We start from the raw sequence: 17,644 nt of genomic DNA on the forward strand, positions 1-17,644 counted from the left end.
GGCGCGGGCTGGACCTCGGAGCTGGATACAGCGCCACCCTTCGTGGCGCTATTCCCTCCGTGGCTGTCACCTCTTAGGTCATCGCCCTGCCTCGTGGAGTGTTACGCCCAATCCACGTGGCCCGAGTCACACCCCATTTACGGCAGAACAACCAGAAGGGTCATATCCCACGTTAGTGCCGCCGGGCCCGTGGGTCCGGCGGCACGTGACGCGTACGCCTCCGTCCGTCCTGACCTTCGTCTTCCTGCTCGGCACCGCGGGACTCGCCCTCAGTACCCCGGTGACACGCTCAGTGCTCGCGAGGTGCCGGAACGACGCGCTCCACTTCCGGGTGGACCATCAGGAGCTGCCGCATGGCGGATTCGGCCGCCTGACCGTCGCCGGCCGCCAGGGCCTCGACGATCCGCGCGTGGTGCGCCAGCGACGCGTCGCTCGGGCGGTCACAGCCGGTGACGGGGCCGCCGGAGACCTGGAGGGCCGCGGAGACGATCCCCGAGAGGTGCTCCAGCATCCGGTTGCCCGCGAGCTGGATCAGCAGGGAGTGGAACTCGGCGTCGGCGCGCGAGAACGTGATCGCGTCCCCCTGGGCGATGGCGTGGCCCATGATCTCGACCATGTCGGCCAGCCGCTGCTGGACGTCCTCACGTCCGTGGCCGGCGGCGAGCCGCGCGGCGAGGGGTTCGATGGTCCAGCGCAGCTCGCTCAGCTCGCGGCGCTGGTCGTCGCGCTGCGGGCCGAACGCCCGCCATTCGATGATGTCGGCGTCCAGCAGATTCCAGTCACTGACCGGCCGGACGCGGGTACCGACATTGGGACGGGCGCTGACGAGGCCCTTGGCCTCGAGGACGCGCAGCGACTCGCGGACCACCGTGCGGGAGACCTCGAAACGCTGTCCGATCTCCTCCGGCACGAGCGGCCGGTCGGCGCCCAGGTCGCCGGAGACGATCATCTGGCCTAGCTGCTGGACGAGTTGGCCGTGCAGTCCACGGCCCCGGCTGCCCGCCGAGCGGCGGCCGACCCGGCCCAGCTCGTTCTCCGCGCCGTCCCAGGCGGGGGCGGGAATGCGGTCGGCGCCGGGCGTCTCCGCGTAGGGGTAGCGGTCGATTCCGCCCGGGGCCGGGAGCCCGGAGTCGACGGCGCGGGCGGCGGTCATCATGGTGTGCGCAAGGGTACTCACGCATCCTTTGTCGGCTCTGTTCCCGGGCCCCTTGAGGTCTTTGGTGAAAAGCACACGAAAGGGTGATCGGCGCCCGCCCTTCGATTGACGACTTATCGTAAAGAAGTGGGCGCAATCAGGGAGTTATGGGCAGTGCGACAGCTCCGGTCGCTCAGCGATCACCAACGGGCCCTGCGGCGAAGGCTGGTGAACACATACGCGCAGAGCAGGGCGGACAACGACAGTGCCAGCGCCGCCCCCACGGGTTGGGCGAGGACCCGGCCGGTCGCCGCCAGCCAGCGGTCGACCGCCTCCGGCCAGTGCGGCCAGGCCAGTTCACGCAGCCTGCCCGGGAGTCCGACGATCGAACGCGCCGACGGAACGGCAAGCCCCTTCTGTACGAGGGGGACGACGACGACCGGTACCGCCAGCACGGCGGCGACACCGGCGCCTGTCACACGGAAGATGCCGGCCCCGAGCAGACCCGCCCAGGCGCAGCCGACGGTCAGCCCGGCCCAACTGACCACGAGCGCGGGCCAGTCCGGCGGCACCACGTCCGTTCCGCCGCCGTACACCAGTCTCATCGCCTGTGCGTCGGCGGCGACGGTGAGAGCCGCGAGCAGCAGGGCCGCGATGGCGGTGACGGTGAGCTTGGCCAGCAGCAGGCCCAGGCGGCGCGGAACGGTGCCGCGTCCCGCGGCGAGCGCGGGATAGCGGTACTCGTCACCGAAGGCGAACGCCCCGAGCAGCCCGGCGCCCAGGGCGGCGGGCGGCAGCGGCAGGAATCCGGGCCAGGCCGCGAGGAGGCCGGGCAGGGGGGTGTTGCCGGTACGGGCGAGCGGCAGGCTCAGCGCCAGGGAGGCCACCAGGACGGCGGCGGCGACCAGCCAGGGGGTCCGTACGCCGAGGAAGCGGCGCAGCTCGTACCGGAACGGGCGCAGGGGGCTGCGCACGGGCCGCGCGGACAGCGGGGGCGACAGGAGGTCGGCGTCGGACCGCGAGGGAGTCTGCCGTGCGGCTGAGGGCGCTGGCGGGGCTGCGGGTGGCGGCGGGCCGGCGTCTCCGGTCTCGTCCGCGAGTTGGTGGACGAGGATGCCGTGCCGGAAGGCGGTCTCGCCCAACTCGGCGCAGTCGCTGCCGAAGACGGTGAGCCGGCCGCCGCTCTCGGCGAGGACCTCGACGGAGCGGCGGCCGGCCCGCGCCTCGCGGTTCACCGCGTCGGCGAGGCGGGCCGCGTGCGGCGTCCGGACGACGACGCGCGGGCGCAGCCGGGTGCGGGCGAAGTCCGCGACGTCCTGGTCGGCGACGAGTCGGCCTTCATGGAGGGTGACGACGCGATCGGCGGTGCGGGCCGCCTCTTTGGGATCGCCGGTGGTGTAGAGAACGGTGCCGCCGTGGGCCGCGTGCGTCCGGAGCAGTCCGTGCAGCCAGTTGCTCTCGCGGGGCGGGAGACCGGCGGCGGGTTCGTCGAGGACGAGAGTGTGCGGGTCTCCCAACAGGGCGGCGGCGAGGCCGAGTCGGCGGTCCATGCCGAGGGAGAGGGCGCCGAGCGGTTCGTCGCGCAGGGCGCCGATACCGACCAGGTCGAGCAGGTCGTCGGCGCGCGCGGCGGGGACGCCCGCCGCGGCGCAAAGCATCCGCAGCTGCCCCTTGGTGCTGCGGGCGGGGTGTCCGGGCACGTCGCCGAGCAGGACACCGACCTCGCGCGCCGGGTGGGCGATCCGGTGGAGAGGGCGGCCCCGGAAGTAGGTGATCCCCCGGCCGGATTCGAGTTCGAGCATCAGCCGCAGGGCGGTGGTCTTGCCGGCGCCCTCGGCGCCGAGCAGCGCCGTGACGGCTCCGGCGGGGGCCTCGAAGGTCAGATCGTCCACGGCGGGCGGGAGGTCGCGGCGGGGGCTGCTGGTGAGTCCGATGGCCTGGAGCATCGTTATCTCTCGCGGGGAGGGTGAGACCGCTCGGCGGCACTATGGGTACCGCAGCAAGATAACGCGACATGTCCGACTTATGGCGCAGGGGTGCGGCGCCGGGTGTCTGGTGGTGCGGGCTCCCCCGCCGACGGGTGGGGTCAGACCTCGGGGCGCAGCATCGGCGGGTTGAGCACGGTGGCCCCGCCGGCCCGGAACAGCTGCGCGGGCCGGCCGCCCTGCCGTGTGGTGGTGCCGCCGGACGGCACCAGGAAGCCGGGGGTGCCCGTCACCTTGCGGTGGAAGTTACGGGGGTCGAGCGCGACGCCCCACACCGCCTCGTACACCCGGCGCAGCTCGCCGACCGTGAACTCCGGCGGGCAGAAGGCGGTGGCCAGGGAGGAGTACTCGATCTTGGAACGGGCCCGTTCCACCCCGTCGCCGAGAATGCGCGCGTGGTCGAAGGCGAGCGGCACGGGCTGTTCGCCGTCCCGGCCCGGCCCGCTCTCGTGGTCGAGCAGCGTGTCCACGGGCGACCAGCGGGCGCTGTTGGCGTCACCGCCCGCGCGGGGCGCGGGAAGGTCGGGCGCGAGCGCGAGATGGGCCACGCTGACGACCCTCATCCGGGGGTCGCGCGCCGGGTCGCCGTAGGTGGCGAGCTGTTCGAGATGGGCGCCGTTCGCGGGAGCGGGTGACGCGGGATCGTGCGCGCACAGCCCCGTCTCCTCGGCCAGCTCGCGCGCCGCCGCCGCGCCGAGATCCTCATCGCCCTTGACGAAGCCACCGGGCAGCGCCCAGCGCCCCTGGAAGGGCGCCTCACCCCGCCGCACGACCAGCGCGCACAGGGCGTGGCGGCGCACGGTGAGCACGACCAGGTCGACGGTGACTGCGAACGAGGGGTAAGCCGACGGGTCGTAGGGCGACATGGCGGTGATCTTAGTCGTCTGCCTGACGATAAACACCCGTTCTCGTCAGGTCCGCCGACTTCTTCCCCGCGCTGCGGCCGCCTACCTGTCCGCCTGTCTGTTCGCTTCCCGGAAGCGAGCACGAGGACCGTGCGCCGGGACCGGGCGACGGCGGGGCGCACGGCCCGGCCGGGCGGAAGCACTTCTCGGGCGCCCGTCCTGCCGGGTCCGGCGTGCGCACCCGCCGAACCGCCGTTCGCGGTACACGCGGACGCCGGGCGACCTGCTCGGCGTCACCGGACGACGGCCCCACCCCTCCGCCCTCACGCCGAGTGCGACGGACGGGCCTCTCACGCCCCGGAAGCACCACCCGTACGGCCCGCGGCAGGTGCGGTCACCTCCCCCGCACGGTGTGCCGAGGTCTGCGCCGCTCCCCCGCTCACTTGCCGCTCTTCGTGCCGCGCTGCCCGCTGCGGCCGGCGGTCCGGGCGCGTGCCGCCGGGGTGCCCGGACGGGTCCTCGGTGACGGCACCGCCGGGGTCGACGCCTTCTTGATCACCGCTTTCCTCACCGCCCTCTTCACCGACTTCTTGGCCTGCTTCACCGTGGTCCTGCGCGTCGCGCGCGGCCCGGGGCCCGCCGCGGCGGCGTGCTGGGTACGCATACAGCGCCGGAGCGTCTCCGGATCCAGCCCCTCGTTGAATGCCTGGTGGAGGAGTTGGGCGAAGGTGTACGTGGGGTCGAGACGCAGTGCGAGCCCCAGCGCGACCCGGGCCGCCGGCTCGTCCCCGCAGGACCAGGCGACCCAGCCCGCCAGGGTGAGCGGGGCGACCGCGTGTTCCGCGTAGGAACCGACGCAGCGACGGGCCAGGGCCCGCCAGAGCCGTAGCGCGGGCTCCGCGTCGGGGCCCTCCATCCACTGCGCCGCACGGTCGCGGATCTCCCGGTCCTGAAGACCGATGATGACCGCCGCCGCCTCGTCGTCGCCGATGAGCCGGTCGTCCCCGCGGTCCGTGCCGTCACCGACGCCCGCGCCGGCCCGCCCCGGCTCCTGGCGGCGTGGCGGCGCGGGCGGTGTCTGGGCCAGGCGGTCCATCAGACCGCGCGCCGCCCGGAGCGTGGACTCACCGACCTGTTCGCGGCTCCCACCGCCGAGAATCCTCGGCACCAGAGCGCCCGCCGCCTCGTCCAGCGCCCGCTCCTGCTTGGCCGCCTTGTCCGCCGGGCCGCGCCAGGGCTCCAGCCGGGCCTCCATCTCCCGCAGGGAACCGCGCACTTGGATCCCCGCGTAGGCGGACGCCGCCGCCATCACGGATGTGCCCGGCAGTGCCAGCGGACTGCCCTCGGGCGGGCAGCAGCGTGTGTCCGGGCAGCAGTAGGACCAGAAACGGCCGTCGGAGATGCAGAGCACCTCGTGCACGGGGATGTCGAGGCGGCCGAAGCTCGTGCGGATCAGCTGCGCGAGCGGATGCAGCCGGTCGCGCACGCCACGGCCCGTGTCACCGTCCTCCGGGTCCTGGCAGAGGAAGGCGACGATCCCGTCCGGACGGCCCCCGCGCCGCCGGCTCCCCTCCACCAGGCACTCGGCGAGCTGCTCGGAGACGGGCGCCCACTCATGGGCCGAGCGCGGGATCCCGAGCCTCAACCGCCCGCCGAAGCGGCCCTCGTCGCCGTGCAGCGCGACGAGGACGATCGAGTCGGACGGGTGGAAGCCCATCAGGAATGGCAGGGCGTCGGCGAGTTCCGCAGGGCTGCGCAGGGTGACCTGCTGCTCGTCGGCGGGACGGGTCGGTTCGCTGTGCTTGTTCATGGCTCGACCGTCCCGCGGAAGCCGGAATCCCGCGACCCCTGTGGATAACGTTATCCACAGGCCGGCTCCGGCATTCGCGCTTTGTCCGGGCCATCAGGTTGCATGGGCACATGACCAACGCAGAACGTGCGGACCTCCGGGCCTCGGCCGACTCCGTCCTCGCCCGCCTCGTCGGCGACCCCACCGGCGCCGCCCGCCTGCGCGAGGACCAGTGGCGGGCCATCGAAGCACTCGTCGCAGACAAACGCAGAGCACTCGTCGTGCAGCGGACGGGCTGGGGCAAGTCCGCCGTGTACTTCGTCGCGACGTCCCTGCTCCGCGCCCGGGGCAGCGGCCCGACGGTGATCGTCTCCCCGCTGCTCGCGCTCATGCGCAACCAGGTGGAGGCCGCGGCCCGCGCGGGAATCAGCGCGCGCACGATCAATTCGTCCAACTCCGAGGAGTGGGAGACGATTCAGGCCGAGGTGGCGGCCGGCGAGGTCGACGTGCTGCTGGTCAGCCCGGAGCGGCTCAACAATCCCGACTTCCGCGATCAGGTCCTGCCCGCCCTGTCGGCGGCCACCGGCCTGCTGGTGGTGGACGAGGCCCACTGCATCTCCGACTGGGGCCACGACTTCCGCCCCGACTACCGTCGGCTGCGCACGATGCTCGCGGAGCTGCCGTCCGGCGTCCCGGTGCTGGCCACCACGGCTACGGCGAACGCGCGGGTGACGGCCGACGTCGCCGAACAGCTGGGCACGGGGGCGGGGACGGACGCACTCGTACTGCGCGGAGCGCTGGACCGGGAGAGCCTGAGTCTCAACGTGCTCAGGCTGCCGGACGCCGCGCACCGGCTGGCCTGGCTGGCCGATCATCTGGTCGAGCTCCCGGGCTCCGGGATCATCTACACCCTCACGGTCGCCGCGGCCGAGGAGGTCACCGCCTATCTGCGCCAGTGCGGCCACACGGTCACGTCGTACACGGGCCGTACGGAGAACGCGGACCGGCAGCAGGCCGAGGAGGATCTCCTCGCCAACCGCGTCAAGGCGCTGGTCGCCACGTCCGCGCTGGGAATGGGGTTCGACAAGCCCGATCTCGGATTCGTCGTCCACCTCGGCTCCCCCTCCTCCCCCATCGCCTACTACCAGCAGGTGGGCCGTGCGGGACGCGGGGTGGAGCACGCCGAGGTGCTGCTGCTCCCCGGCAAGGAGGACGAGGCCATCTGGCAGTACTTCGCCTCCGTCGCCTTCCCGCCCGAGGAGCTCGTCCGGCGCACGCTCGACGTCCTGGCGCAGGCGGACCGGCCCCTGTCGCTGCCCGCTCTCGAACCGCTGGTCGAGCTGCGGCGCACACGGCTGGAGACGATGCTCAAGGTGCTCGACGTGGACGGCGCGGTGCACCGGGTCAAGGGCGGCTGGACGAGCACCGGGCAGCCCTGGGTGTACGACGCGGAGCGGTACGCGTGGGTGGCGCGCCAGCGGCAGTCCGAGCAGCAGGCCATGCGGGACTACGCGACGACGACGGCGTGCCGGATGGAGTTCCTGCGGCTCCAGCTGGACGACGAGGAGGCCGCGCCGTGCGGCCGGTGCGACAACTGCGCGGGGGCGCGGTTCACGGACAAGGTCTCCGGTGGCGCGCTGGACGCCGCCCGGGGCGAGTTGGGCAGGCCCGGGGTGGACGTCGAGCCGCGCAAGATGTGGCCGACGGGGCTGACCGCCGTGGGTGTCGACCTCAGGGGCCGTGTTCCCGCCGGTGAGCGGAGTTTCCCCGGCCGGGCGCTCGGCCGGCTCTCGGACATCGGGTGGGGCAACAGGCTGCGCCCGATGCTCGCGCCCCAGTCGCCGGACGGCCCCGTCCCCGGCGACGTGGTGGACGCCGTGGTGAGCGTCCTCGCCGACTGGGCCAAGGGGCCCGGCGGTTGGGCGTCCGGGCTCGACGACGCGCCGCCGCGCCCGGTGGGCGTCGTGACCGTCGCGTCGCGGAGCAGGCCCCAGCTCGTGGGGTCGCTGGGCAGCCGGATCTCCGAGGTGGGCCGGATGCCGCTGCTCGGCACGGTCGAGTACGCGCCGGGCGCGGAGGGAGCCCGTATCTCCCGCACCAACAGCGCCCAGCGGGTCCGGGCGCTGCACGAGGCGTTCACCGTGTCACGGGAGCTGGCCGGGGCCCTGACCTCGGCCGCGGGCCCCGTCCTGCTCGTCGACGATCTCTCCGACACCGGCTGGACGCTGGCCGTGGCCACCCGGCTGCTGCGCCGGGCCGGAGCCGAAGGGGTGTTCCCGTTGGTGCTCGCCGTTCAGACGTGACCACGTATCAGAGGGCCCCTGGAGGGGAAGAGTTAAGGCAGGGATATGAGCGCCATTACCGCTCATTCCGGTCAGCAGGGCCAATTGCTCGTTGCCGCCTGCCCAAGTGCCCGCAAGAATTGGAGACGCCCCCCGCACGGTCGGATCGTCCGCGGTCCGGATGGACCGTGCCGCGGCGTGCCTCACCCGACCCTGCCCGCACTGTGGGCGCGTATGCGAAGGGAGGAACGTGACCTTCGGATTCGCTCCGTCCGCAGCCTCATCGATCACGACAGCCGATTCCGTCACCCGCCTCGCCAGGATGCTGGAGCCCGCCGAATGGGCGGAGGCCGGGATACCCCTGCTCCGCAGTCCCCGCGAGGTCGTCAGCGGTCTGCACTCCCGGCACCGGCCGACTCCGGCGACGGCGGTCGTCGCCGTCCTCGATCATGAGGAACGGCTCGCCGCCAGCGCCTCGTTCGCCCCACGGGCGGTGCCGGTCGACGGGTGGGAGTTCCGAAACGCCCTGCTGGCACACCTGCGCCGGGTCATCCCGCACGATCTGCGCCGCCGTACGCCGGTGCGCACCGCCGTCCTCCTCTACTGCCGCGACGGCGACGAGCGCTGGACGGAGGAGGACGGGGCCTGGATGTGGGGCCTGCGGGACGCCTGCACGCTGCACGGCCTGCGCTGCGGCGCGTACATCACGCTGACGCGTGGGGGCTGGCAGGTACTCGGCGAGGGGCGGGGCGGCCGCCGGCCCAACACCGATTCGGCGCCGGAGGATCTCGCCGAGACGGTGTCCGACTCCACTGCCTCACCGTTGCGTTCCGGAGGCGGCGCGGTGGAGGCGTCGCGCCGCGTGGCGGCCCGCTGACCCACCGTGTCCACGGGTTTCGGCCCGGCCGCCCGAAAGAGGCAGCCGGGCGCACCGGGCGCGGGGGCCGGCACGGATCACGCGGTCGCGCGGCCCGGAGGCCGTGCCGCGCGACCCGGTGGGATCCCTGTCAGACGCCCGCGCCGAGCACGGAGTTGACCCGCTGCGGGTCACCGCACACGACGAGCAGCGCGACGGCACGCTCACGCGCCGTCGGCAGGACACGCGCGACGGCGCTGTCGTCACCGCCGTTGAGCGCGACGACGACCACGGGCCGCGCCTTCGCGCGGTCCACGGCCGAGGCGTCCGCGAAGAACACGTCCTCGCCCGTGTCGTGCTGGTCCCAGTAGGACGCGGCGCCGAAGGACAGTTCGTGCGTGGCCCACGGGTGCTGTTCGCCGGTGGTGAGCACGAGGATGTCGCCCGGCGTGCGACCGGAGTCGAGCAGCAGGTCGACGGCTTCCTCGGCCGCGTCCAGCGCACCGTCCACCGAGGCGGGGATCAGCTGGACCTGGGGGACGGAAGAGGTCTCCCGCGGGACGGCGGCGGGCCGTTCGGCGGGGACCTGCGAGCGCTCCGGCGGTGCGGGCCTCGCGGGACCGCGGCCCGGATTTCCGGGACGGGGTGTGGCCGCGGACCGCGGCCCGGGAACGGGACGCGGGCCGGGTACGGGACGGGGGCCGGGTACGGGACGGGGGGTCGACGCGGTGCGGCCGGTGGCCGGAGTGGCGCGGGGACCCTGGGCGCTCTCGTGAATCTGAGGCTCCTCGGGAGTGAGAGGCATGGGTGGATGTCTATCAAACGCCGGAGCGCAAGTCACCGGCGGGTGGGCACATCTGTGCCCATACGTTGTACTTGCCGAGTACGGCCGGGGCGATGCACGGGCCGTATCCGTCGGAAACCGGACAGGCCGGTCACCTCAGGTCGTTCGGGTCAGAAGTCGAAGCCGAGCTGGCCCTCGCTCTCCAGTAGCTCCGCCTGGGCGGAGATACGGATCTTCTTGAGATGGCGCCACCGGGGCAGCGCGTCGAGATAGGACCACGAGAGCCGGTGGTGCGACGTCGGCCCCCGTTCCGCCAGCGCCGCCTTGTGCACCGGCGAGGGATATCCGGCGTTGTCGTGGAAGGCGAAGCCGTCGCACTCCTCGGACGTGGCGTCCAGTTCGGCCATCATGGCGTCCCTGCGCACCTTGGCGAGCACCGAGGCGGCGGCCACCGAGACGCAGGAGATGTCGCCCTTGATGACCGTCCGGACCTGCCAGGGCTTGCCGAGGTAGTCGTGCTTGCCGTCGAGGATCACGGCGTCGGGCCTCACCGGGAGCGCGTCCAGGGCGCGTTCGGCGGCGAGACGGAGCGCCGCGGTCATCCCGTGGTCGTCGATCTCCTCCGGCGAGGCGTGCCCTATGGCGTGCGAGGTCACCCACGACTGGAGCTCCAGCGCCATGTCGGCACGGCGTTTGGGAGTGATCAGCTTGGAGTCGGTGAGCCCGGCGGGGGCCCGGCGCAGACCCGTGACGGCCGCGCAGACCGTCACCGGCCCCGCCCACGCTCCGCGTCCGACCTCGTCGACACCAGCGATGATCTTGGCACCGGTGGTGGCGCGGAGCGATCGCTCCACTGCGTGGGTGGGTGGTTCGTACGGCATGGCGACATCAAGGTTACGCCGCCACTTTCCCGCGCGACACCCCGGGTTCCCCGGCCGTACGTCACCACCGGCGCCGCTGTCCGGCACCGCGCGCCGCACCCCCTCAACGCGCCCTCGGCGCACGGCCGTACACCACGCGGCACTCTCTCACCGCCCGGGACTCGCGGCGTCAGTCCGACGACGGCCGGAGCAGCGGCAGCATGACGTCGTCGATGAGCCGCGCGATCTCCTCGTCGGGCCATTCGCTGCCACACACCTTCGACCGGTACATCAGCACCGCCGGGATGACGTCGAAGACCATCGAGCCGGTGGCGTCGGGCCGTACGTCGCCCCGCCGGATGCCCCGGCGCACGACCTCACCGAACAGATTGGCCGACGGCTCGATCACACCGTTCACGATCAGCGCGTGGAACCGCTCGGAGGCCGACTGGTCGCATTCGTGCAGGACGGCGCGGAGCGCGAACCCGGGCCGGGAGTACATCGCGCCCCGGACGAGCCGGGTCAACTCGTAGAGATCGTCGCGGATTCCGCCCAGATCGGGGGCGTCCTCCAGCGGGGGGAGCCCCGCCGCCAGCGCGTCGGCGACGAGATCCTCCTTGGAAGGCCAGCGCCGGTAGACGGCGGCCTTGCCCGTCTGCGCCTGCGCGGCGACGCCCTCCATCGTCAGGCCGGCCCAGCCGACCGTACTCAACTGCTCCAACGCGGCGTCGAGGATGGCGCGTTCCAGCACCGGCCCTCTACGTCGCGACACCACCGTCCGCGACCGAGCGGTGGCCGCCGAGCGTGAAGTAACCATCAGGCATGTCTCCATGAGGCAAAGAATCAGACGGCAGCCTCAGTGAACGGTTGCGTTCACTGACGGGGACTCACTACCGTGAACGGGACAGTGAACGCTTCCGTTCACTAATTCACTTGGGGGATCCGTAGTGACAACCTCTCAACTCGAAGCGGAACGCGAACCGGGTGCGGCCCGCCGGGAGGGACGGCCCGGCATCGCGCTGGCCGTCATCGCGGCCTGTCAGCTCATGGTCGTGCTCGACGCGACCATTGTGAACATCGCGCTCCCGCACATCCAGAATGCGCTCGGTTTCTCCACCACGGACCTCTCCTGGGTCCTGAGCGCCTACACGCTCACCTTCGGCGGCCTGCTGCTGCTCGGTGGCCGCGCCGGCGACATCCTCGGCCGGCGACGCGTCTTCCTGACCGGCATCCTCGTCTTCACCCTCGCCTCGCTCCTCGGCGGTTTCGCCCAGGAGCCCTGGCAGCTCCTCGCCGCCCGGGCCCTCCAGGGGATCGGCGGCGCCATCGCCTCGCCCACCGCGCTCGCCCTCATCACCACGACGTTCCCCGAGGGACCCGCACGCAACAGGGCCTTCGGAGTCTTCGCCGCCGTCTCGGCGGGCGGTGGCGCGCTCGGTCTGCTGGCCGGCGGGATGCTCACCGAATGGCTCGACTGGCGCTGGGTGTTCTTCGTCAACGTACCGATCGGCGTGCTGATCGCCGTCCTGACGCCGATGTACATCACCGAGTCGAAGCGCCACCCCGGCCGCTTCGACATCTCCGGCGCGGCGACGTCCACGCTGGGCATGGCCTCGCTCGTCTACGGGTTCATCCGGGCCTCGGAGGAGGGCTGGCGCGACTCGCTCACGATCGGCTCGTTCACGGCGGCCGTCGTCCTGCTCGCCGCCTTCGGCGTCGTCGAGTCACGGGCGAAGGAACCGATCACTCCGCTCAGGATGTTCGCCGACCGGAACAGAGCGGGCACCTACGTCATCATGCTGAGCCTGGCCGCGGCCATGTTCGGGATGTTCTTCTTCATCGTCCTGTTCGTGCAGAACGTGCTCGGCTACAGCCCGATCCGCTCCGGCCTCGCGTTCCTGCCGGTGACCCTGGCGATCGGCCTGGGCGCGGCCCTGTCGCAGCGGCTGCTGCCGGTGCTCGGCCCGAAGCCCTTCATGGTCACCGGCGCGACCATCACCGGACTGGGCCTCTTCTGGCAGACGCTGATCACCCCGGACAGCTCGTATCTGAGCGGCGTGCTCGGACCGATGGTGCTCTTCGGCTTCGGCATGGGGCTCAACTTCGTGACCCTGACGCTGACGGCGGTCTCCGGCGTCGCGCAGCACGAGGCGGGCGCCGCGTCGGGTCTGCTCAACGCGAGCCAGCAGGTGGGCGGTTCGCTGGGACTCTCCATCCTGGTCACGGTCTTCGGTACGGCGAGCCGCGACGAGGCGGAGAAGCAGGTGCCGGCGTTCATGACGGAGGCGTCACCGGCCGAGAAGGCACAGTTCGCCGCGACCCGCGAACTGCCCGGACGCTGGGGCCACGAGGTGCTGACACAGGGCATCTCGACCGCGTTCACCGCCGCGGTGGGCATGGTGGTCCTCGCGCTGCTGACGGCGACGCTGGTGGTACGCGTACGCAAGAGCGACCTGGAGGCGCTCAGCGGCAAGGCGGGTGCCGCGGGGCCGGTGGCCTAGGGGGTGTCTTGCCGATCAGGCCGGATCAGGGAGCGGAGTCTGGTGCGTGCGATCGCAAGGCGGAGGATCGGACTCGTACCGGGCGTACTCGGCCGGATCCGACAACGCGGCGAGGTGCCGTGCCGGGCGTCGCGGGCCAGGCGGGACTTCGCGGACACCCCCTAGACACGTACGGGACATCCCCCGGGGAGGACGTCCCGTACGTGGGAGGCCCAGGCGGCGGGCCCGGGCGTGGGCCACCGGGGGCCGCCCGCGGGTCCGGCGGGCGAGGCGCCGTCAGAGGCCGTCGCCGGTTGTTCCACCGTCGTACGGGTCGCGCTCGCCGAGCGAACCGTCCGGCCGGGTCATCGTCGAGCACTCCTCCCACCGAGGATCGGCCGGCCGCTCGGCGAGGATGTCGCGCGCCCGCGACTCACCCCAACTGGTCGCGTACCACGGCTCGTCCGCGCCGCCCAGGTCCCGCTCGATGCCCTCCAGCGCGCAGGAGCGCAACGGCTCGGGGAGCGTGTCGAGCGCCGGTACGGCGTCGGCGGAGAGCTGCTGGAAGTAGTTGATGTCGATCTTGTCGGAGGTCCGGTAACGCTCGACGTTCCGCTCGGCGACGAGCGCGTCCGGCGAGATCAGACCGAAGATCAGGACGCCCGCCGCACCGCTGACCGCGACGGCGCGCGGCAGCCAGCGCCCGCCGACGGCGCCGGCGGCCATGATCAGCACGATCACGAGGCCCAGCCACAGCTCCATCGCCGCCACCGAGACGCGCAGCCGCGTCAGCCCGTACGCGTCGACGTACAGGTCCATGCGGCGCAGCGCGGACGCGACGACGACCAGCGTGAGGGCGCACAGGACGCCGAGCACCGCGTTGACGAGCGTGCGGTCACGGGCGCCCTCGCGCGGCGCCCAGCGGCGCGCGAGACCGATCACGAGCAGGGTGAGGAGGGTGGCGCCGAGCAGTTGCCAGAAGCCCTGCGTGGCGTACTCGGAGTAGGTGAGGCCGGTCTCGCTCAGCACCTTGTCGTAGCCGCCGAACAGCACGGTCAGCTGCACACCGATGAAGACGGCGAACAGCAGGTTGAGGACGACCAGCGGCAGCGCCCACTCGACCCGGCCGCGCGCGGCCCCGGGCTTGACGGTGATCCGGTCCCACCGCAGCGGCGCCGCCGCCGTGTGCGCGGCGGCGAGCGCCCCGACGACGCCGACCACGAACAGCACCGTGCGCCACGGTCCGTCGGCGACCGAGACGTCGGGCGTCAGACCACCGAGCAGATCGGCGAAGGCGGCGTCGGCGCTCGCGAAGAGCGCGCCGAACACGATCAGCAGTACGAGGGCGACGGCCGCCGTACGGAGGACGGGTGCCCACCGGCCGCGCGAGCCCTCGGCGCGCTCGCGTACGCCCCGTACTCCCCAGAAGAGGCCCGTACCGAGCGAGCCGAACAGCCCCAGCGGGCCGAGGATGACGCCGAGCCAGGTGCGGCAGCCGTGCAGGGCGAGCGAACCGAGCCCGAGCGCCGCCGTCACGGCGAGGAACGTCGGCCACCCGGCGTCGCGCAGGGCGGGCACGGAGAGCAGCGCGACGCCGCCGACGGCCCAGACCAGGGTCCAGGGGCGCGGTCGCCGTCCGGCCTCGCGCGCGGCGAAGTACGCGGCGAGCGCGGCGGGCACGGTGACGATCAGCAGGTTGAGCCCGAGACCGTCGCCGAGCAGCAGGGCGCTGAGCAGACCCGTGACGGCGACGCACCACAGGGTGGCGACGCGGATGGCGGCGGGCTCGTCGGAGCTGATCTCGCCGATCCAGACGGGGGGTTCGTGCGGGGCCGGCTGCCACTGCTGCCAGTTGGGCGGCGGCGTCGGATGAGCGGGACGCCGCTGCTTCGGGGGGCGTCCGGTGTGCGTCGGTGCGGGCCCTCGGGGCGCGCCCCCCGTCGCCGCCCCGGCACGCGCCGGGGCGCGGGTGTGCGCCGGTACGCCGCCGCGCGGGTGCGGCACCGCGTCCTCTACGTCCTCGGCCGGAGCGGCTTCGCGCGGCTGGGACGTCTCCGGTGATTGCCGCGACTGCGGTTCCTTGCCCTGCGTGCCCTGCTTCCGCCGCGTCTCCTGCTCGCGCGCCGGACCCGGCTCCGGCTCCCCGGCCGATGCCGGTTCCGGCGTCCCACTCGAATTCGACGGTGTGTCTGACACTGGCCCCCCTCACCGCCCGGTGCCGTGCGCACGGCGACTGGGCGGCGCGCGGATCCCGGGCTCACGTAAGCGCACGCCCGTCGGTGATCAACGCGGCGGCATGGGCCGAGGCTAGCGCCAGGCGGCGGAGTCACCACTTCCGGAGCCAGTCTGTGGCGGGACCGTGACAGTGGAGGCGGAGCGCCCTCTACAGAGAGCTCACCTTCGGAAGGCTCTGCCTGCCCTCCCGCCGCGGTTCCCCTCTTCAGGAAGCCGACTCTTCAGGAGGCCGGCGTCTTCAGCGCGGTCCCGCGGGCAGCCAGCCGGGCAGCGCTTCCGTCTGCTCCACCCACCGCGCCGGTGGCGCGCCGGCGTCCACGGCGGCGACCACTCCCCCGACGATGGCGCAGTTCGTGTCGACGTCCCCGCCCACCTGCGCCGTGGTCCAGAAGGCCCGTTCGAAGTCGCCGAGCGAACGCGCCGCCGACCAGAGGGCGAACGGAACGGTGTCGTGCGCCGTCGTACGCCGACCGCTGCCGAGCACCGCGGCGACGGTCGCCGCGTCGTCGTAGTCGAGCATGTCCCGCGCCCGGCGCAGCCCGGCTCCCACGGCGCTGCGGGGCACGAGCGCGATGACGCCGTCGAGCAGGTCCTCCGGGGCGGGCGGTCCGGCGGGCCCGGCGGTGAGCGCCGCGGCGGCGGCCACCGCCATGGCGCCGGCCACGGCCTCGCGGTGCTGGTGCGTCGTGTAGGCGGAGATCTCCGCCTGGTGCGTGGCCTGCTCGGGGTCGTCGGCGTACCAGGCGCCGAGCGGGGCGATGCGCATGGCGGCGCCGTTGCCCCAGGAGCCCTGTCCGTTGAAGAGTCCGGAGGCCAGTTCCCGCCAGTCGCCCCCCTCCCTGACCAGCCGCAGCATGCGGTTCACGGCGGGGCCGTAACCGCGGTCGAAGTCGTGGTGCGTGGCGAAGGAGTGCGCGAGCGCGTCCTGGTCGATACGGCCGTGCGCGGCGAGGACGGCCACGACGGAGGTGGCCATCTCGGCGTCGTCCGTCCACTGCCACGGTCCGGGCGGCAGTTCGCGCCGCTTCAGCAGCGGATAGTTCACGGGGACGAAGAACTGTGAGCCGAGGGCGTCCCCGACGGAGAGCCCGCGCAGGCTGGCCAGGGCGCGCCGGAAGCGCGGGTCGAGCGGAGTCGGATCGGACGGACTCGGGTCGGACGGACTCGGGTCGGACGGGTTCGGGTCGGCGGGAGAGGGTGTGGTGTCAGCGGTCATCGCCCGTTCACTCTAACTGGTGATGCCGTACGGCTCCGGGGTCCGCCAGCGCTCGAACGGCCGGTCCAGCGTGTACCGCCCGTCCTCACCGAGCAGCAGCGTCCGCGACTCCCCGTTGCGGGGATTGGACAGTGACTCGAACTCGGCGACGGACCAGTGGAACCAGCGCATACAGAAGAGGCGCATGGTCAGCCCATGGGTGATCAGCAGCACGTTCGCGGGATGGTCGGACGCCTCGAAGCTGCGGTGCAGACTCTCCAGGAAGGCGCCGACCCGGTCGTACACGTCGGCACCGGACTCGCCCTGCGCGAAGCGGTAGAAGAAGTGCCCGTAGGCGTCGCGGTACGCCTTCTGGAGCCGTACGTCCTCGCGGTCCTGCCAGTTGCCCCAGTCCTGTTCGCGCAGCCGGGGCTCCTCGCGCACCCGGACCAGCCCGGGGTCGAGGCCGAAGGCGCGGAAGGTCTCGTGGGTGCGGCGGTACGGCGACACGTACACGCTGACCCGCTCCCGGCCGAACACCTCGCGCAGCCGCGCACCGGTCTCCTCGGCCTGGCGCCATCCGCTCTCGGTGAGCCCCAGGGCGTGGTCGGGCTCACGTTCGTACACGGTGTCGTCGGCGTTGCCCTCCGACTCGCCGTGCCTGACTAGGACGATGCGTCGCGGTCTCACCATGGGTCGACCCTAGATCGGCCGGCCGGGGACGGGGCGGCGACCCCCGCCGCTCGCGTCACACCCGTCCCCGTCGTCACACCGTCCAGGTGGGTTCGAGCTGGACGACGTCGCCCGCCAGGGCCGCCACGTCCGCAGCGGTCTGCGCGCGCAGCGTGAGCCGCTCCACGCGCTCGATCCGGTACTTGCCGTGCTCGGCCGCCGACTGCCACATCGACAGCACCAGGAACTCGTTGCCCGGCGCGTCCCCGAACAGTCCGCGCACCATCCCCGGCGAGCCGGCCATCGCCGGATTCCACACCTTCTCCTGCATCAGCGCGAAGTGCTCGACCCGCTCCTCGCGCACCTTGCAGTGAGCGATCCGGACCACGTCCGCGTCCGTGAACTTCGGCTCGAAACCCGTCTTCACATCGAAGCGGTAGTCGAAGAGCTTGGCCTGGGGGTCCCTGAACGTACCCGACTGCGCGGCGGCCAGCCGGTCGTGGGAGCGCGCCATAAAGGAGTCGTA

Annotated in this window: 14 protein-coding genes; 3 read left to right on the forward strand and 11 right to left on the reverse strand. The window is 72.7% G+C overall.

Annotated features, from left to right (window positions below; translation table 11 throughout):
* Positions 1 to 289: 289 nt before the first annotated feature.
* The 4 genes from GXP76_RS01235 to GXP76_RS01250 all read right to left on the reverse strand — a co-directional run bounded on the left by GXP76_RS01235 (position 290) and on the right by GXP76_RS01250 (position 5,775).
* Positions 290 to 1,177, reverse strand: coding sequence for a FadR/GntR family transcriptional regulator (locus tag GXP76_RS01235; protein ID WP_242569497.1), 888 nt, complete (start codon positions 1,175 to 1,177; stop codon positions 290 to 292).
* Positions 1,178 to 1,335: 158 nt separating this feature from the next.
* Positions 1,336 to 3,081 (reverse strand): ABC transporter ATP-binding protein, encoded by a 1,746-nt coding sequence (locus tag GXP76_RS01240; protein WP_242569498.1) that lies wholly within the window; start codon positions 3,079 to 3,081, stop codon positions 1,336 to 1,338.
* Between the two features lie 140 nt (positions 3,082 to 3,221).
* A complete protein-coding gene (locus GXP76_RS01245; RefSeq protein ID WP_242569499.1) occupies positions 3,222 to 3,986 on the reverse strand; it encodes an NUDIX domain-containing protein in 765 nt (254 codons plus the stop codon).
* Positions 3,987 to 4,404: 418 nt separating this feature from the next.
* Positions 4,405 to 5,775, reverse strand: coding sequence for a DUF4192 domain-containing protein (locus GXP76_RS01250; RefSeq protein WP_242569500.1), 1,371 nt, complete (start codon positions 5,773 to 5,775; stop codon positions 4,405 to 4,407).
* Positions 5,776 to 5,885: 110 nt separating this feature from the next.
* Between GXP76_RS01250 and GXP76_RS01255 the strand changes: the two genes are divergently transcribed.
* Together GXP76_RS01255 and GXP76_RS01260 are read left to right on the forward strand one after the other, a co-directional pair.
* A complete protein-coding gene (locus GXP76_RS01255; protein WP_242569501.1) occupies positions 5,886 to 8,057 on the forward strand; it encodes a RecQ family ATP-dependent DNA helicase in 2,172 nt (723 codons plus the stop codon).
* 229 nt (positions 8,058 to 8,286) lie between these two features.
* Positions 8,287 to 8,913 (forward strand): hypothetical protein, encoded by a 627-nt coding sequence (locus GXP76_RS01260; protein ID WP_242569502.1) that lies wholly within the window; start codon positions 8,287 to 8,289, stop codon positions 8,911 to 8,913.
* 130 nt (positions 8,914 to 9,043) lie between these two features.
* On the opposite strand, the gene GXP76_RS01265 is transcribed toward GXP76_RS01260, so the two are convergent.
* The 3 genes from GXP76_RS01265 to GXP76_RS01275 all read right to left on the reverse strand — a co-directional run bounded on the left by GXP76_RS01265 (position 9,044) and on the right by GXP76_RS01275 (position 11,353).
* On the reverse strand, positions 9,044 to 9,697 hold the full coding sequence (locus GXP76_RS01265) for a hypothetical protein (RefSeq protein ID WP_242569503.1): 654 nt from the start codon (positions 9,695 to 9,697) through the stop codon (positions 9,044 to 9,046).
* A 149-nt stretch (positions 9,698 to 9,846) separates the two neighbouring features.
* Positions 9,847 to 10,557 (reverse strand): ribonuclease HII, encoded by a 711-nt coding sequence (locus GXP76_RS01270; protein ID WP_242569504.1) that lies wholly within the window; start codon positions 10,555 to 10,557, stop codon positions 9,847 to 9,849.
* Positions 10,558 to 10,726: 169 nt separating this feature from the next.
* The gene (locus GXP76_RS01275) at positions 10,727 to 11,353 is read right to left on the reverse strand and encodes a TetR/AcrR family transcriptional regulator (protein WP_242569505.1); all 627 of its coding nucleotides are present in this window, start codon (positions 11,351 to 11,353) and stop codon (positions 10,727 to 10,729) included.
* Positions 11,354 to 11,483: 130 nt separating this feature from the next.
* Between GXP76_RS01275 and GXP76_RS01280 the strand changes: the two genes are divergently transcribed.
* Positions 11,484 to 13,037 (forward strand): MFS transporter, encoded by a 1,554-nt coding sequence (locus tag GXP76_RS01280; RefSeq protein ID WP_242569506.1) that lies wholly within the window; start codon positions 11,484 to 11,486, stop codon positions 13,035 to 13,037.
* A gap of 276 nt (positions 13,038 to 13,313) precedes the next feature.
* Here the strand turns inward: GXP76_RS01280 and GXP76_RS01285 are convergent, their stop codons facing one another.
* From GXP76_RS01285 to GXP76_RS01300, 4 genes are all read right to left on the reverse strand, one after another.
* The gene (locus GXP76_RS01285; protein ID WP_242569507.1) at positions 13,314 to 15,212 is read right to left on the reverse strand and encodes a DUF4153 domain-containing protein; all 1,899 of its coding nucleotides are present in this window, start codon (positions 15,210 to 15,212) and stop codon (positions 13,314 to 13,316) included.
* A gap of 277 nt (positions 15,213 to 15,489) precedes the next feature.
* Positions 15,490 to 16,467, reverse strand: coding sequence for an ADP-ribosylglycohydrolase family protein (locus tag GXP76_RS01290; protein ID WP_242569508.1), 978 nt, complete (start codon positions 16,465 to 16,467; stop codon positions 15,490 to 15,492).
* A gap of 12 nt (positions 16,468 to 16,479) precedes the next feature.
* Positions 16,480 to 17,139, reverse strand: a complete 660-nt coding sequence (locus GXP76_RS01295; protein ID WP_242569509.1) for a histidine phosphatase family protein — start codon at positions 17,137 to 17,139, stop codon at positions 16,480 to 16,482.
* Positions 17,140 to 17,212: 73 nt separating this feature from the next.
* A partial coding sequence (locus tag GXP76_RS01300; RefSeq protein WP_242569510.1) for a YdbC family protein occupies positions 17,213 to 17,644 on the reverse strand: 432 nt, incomplete at its 5' end.

It is taken from the genome of Streptomyces sp. NP-1717 (assembly GCF_022695985.1).
In the GTDB taxonomy this organism is placed as follows: domain Bacteria; phylum Actinomycetota; class Actinomycetes; order Streptomycetales; family Streptomycetaceae; genus Streptomyces.

Excerpts from the sequence above, each read along its gene's own strand:
- GXP76_RS01240 (WP_242569498.1), bottom strand. The coding sequence starts at position 3,081 with ATGCTCCAGGCCATCGGACTCACCAGCAGCCCCCGCCGCGACCTCCCG.
- GXP76_RS01245 (WP_242569499.1), bottom strand. The coding sequence starts at position 3,986 with ATGTCGCCCTACGACCCGTCGGCTTACCCCTCGTTCGCAGTCACCGTC.
- GXP76_RS01250 (WP_242569500.1), bottom strand. The coding sequence starts at position 5,775 with ATGAACAAGCACAGCGAACCGACCCGTCCCGCCGACGAGCAGCAGGTC.
- GXP76_RS01255 (WP_242569501.1), top strand. The coding sequence starts at position 5,886 with ATGACCAACGCAGAACGTGCGGACCTCCGGGCCTCGGCCGACTCCGTC.
- GXP76_RS01265 (WP_242569503.1), bottom strand. The coding sequence starts at position 9,697 with ATGCCTCTCACTCCCGAGGAGCCTCAGATTCACGAGAGCGCCCAGGGT.
- GXP76_RS01270 (WP_242569504.1), bottom strand. The coding sequence starts at position 10,557 with ATGCCGTACGAACCACCCACCCACGCAGTGGAGCGATCGCTCCGCGCC.
- GXP76_RS01275 (WP_242569505.1), bottom strand. The coding sequence starts at position 11,353 with ATGGTTACTTCACGCTCGGCGGCCACCGCTCGGTCGCGGACGGTGGTG.
- GXP76_RS01290 (WP_242569508.1), bottom strand. The coding sequence starts at position 16,467 with ATGACCGCTGACACCACACCCTCTCCCGCCGACCCGAACCCGTCCGAC.
- GXP76_RS01295 (WP_242569509.1), bottom strand. The coding sequence starts at position 17,139 with ATGGTGAGACCGCGACGCATCGTCCTAGTCAGGCACGGCGAGTCGGAG.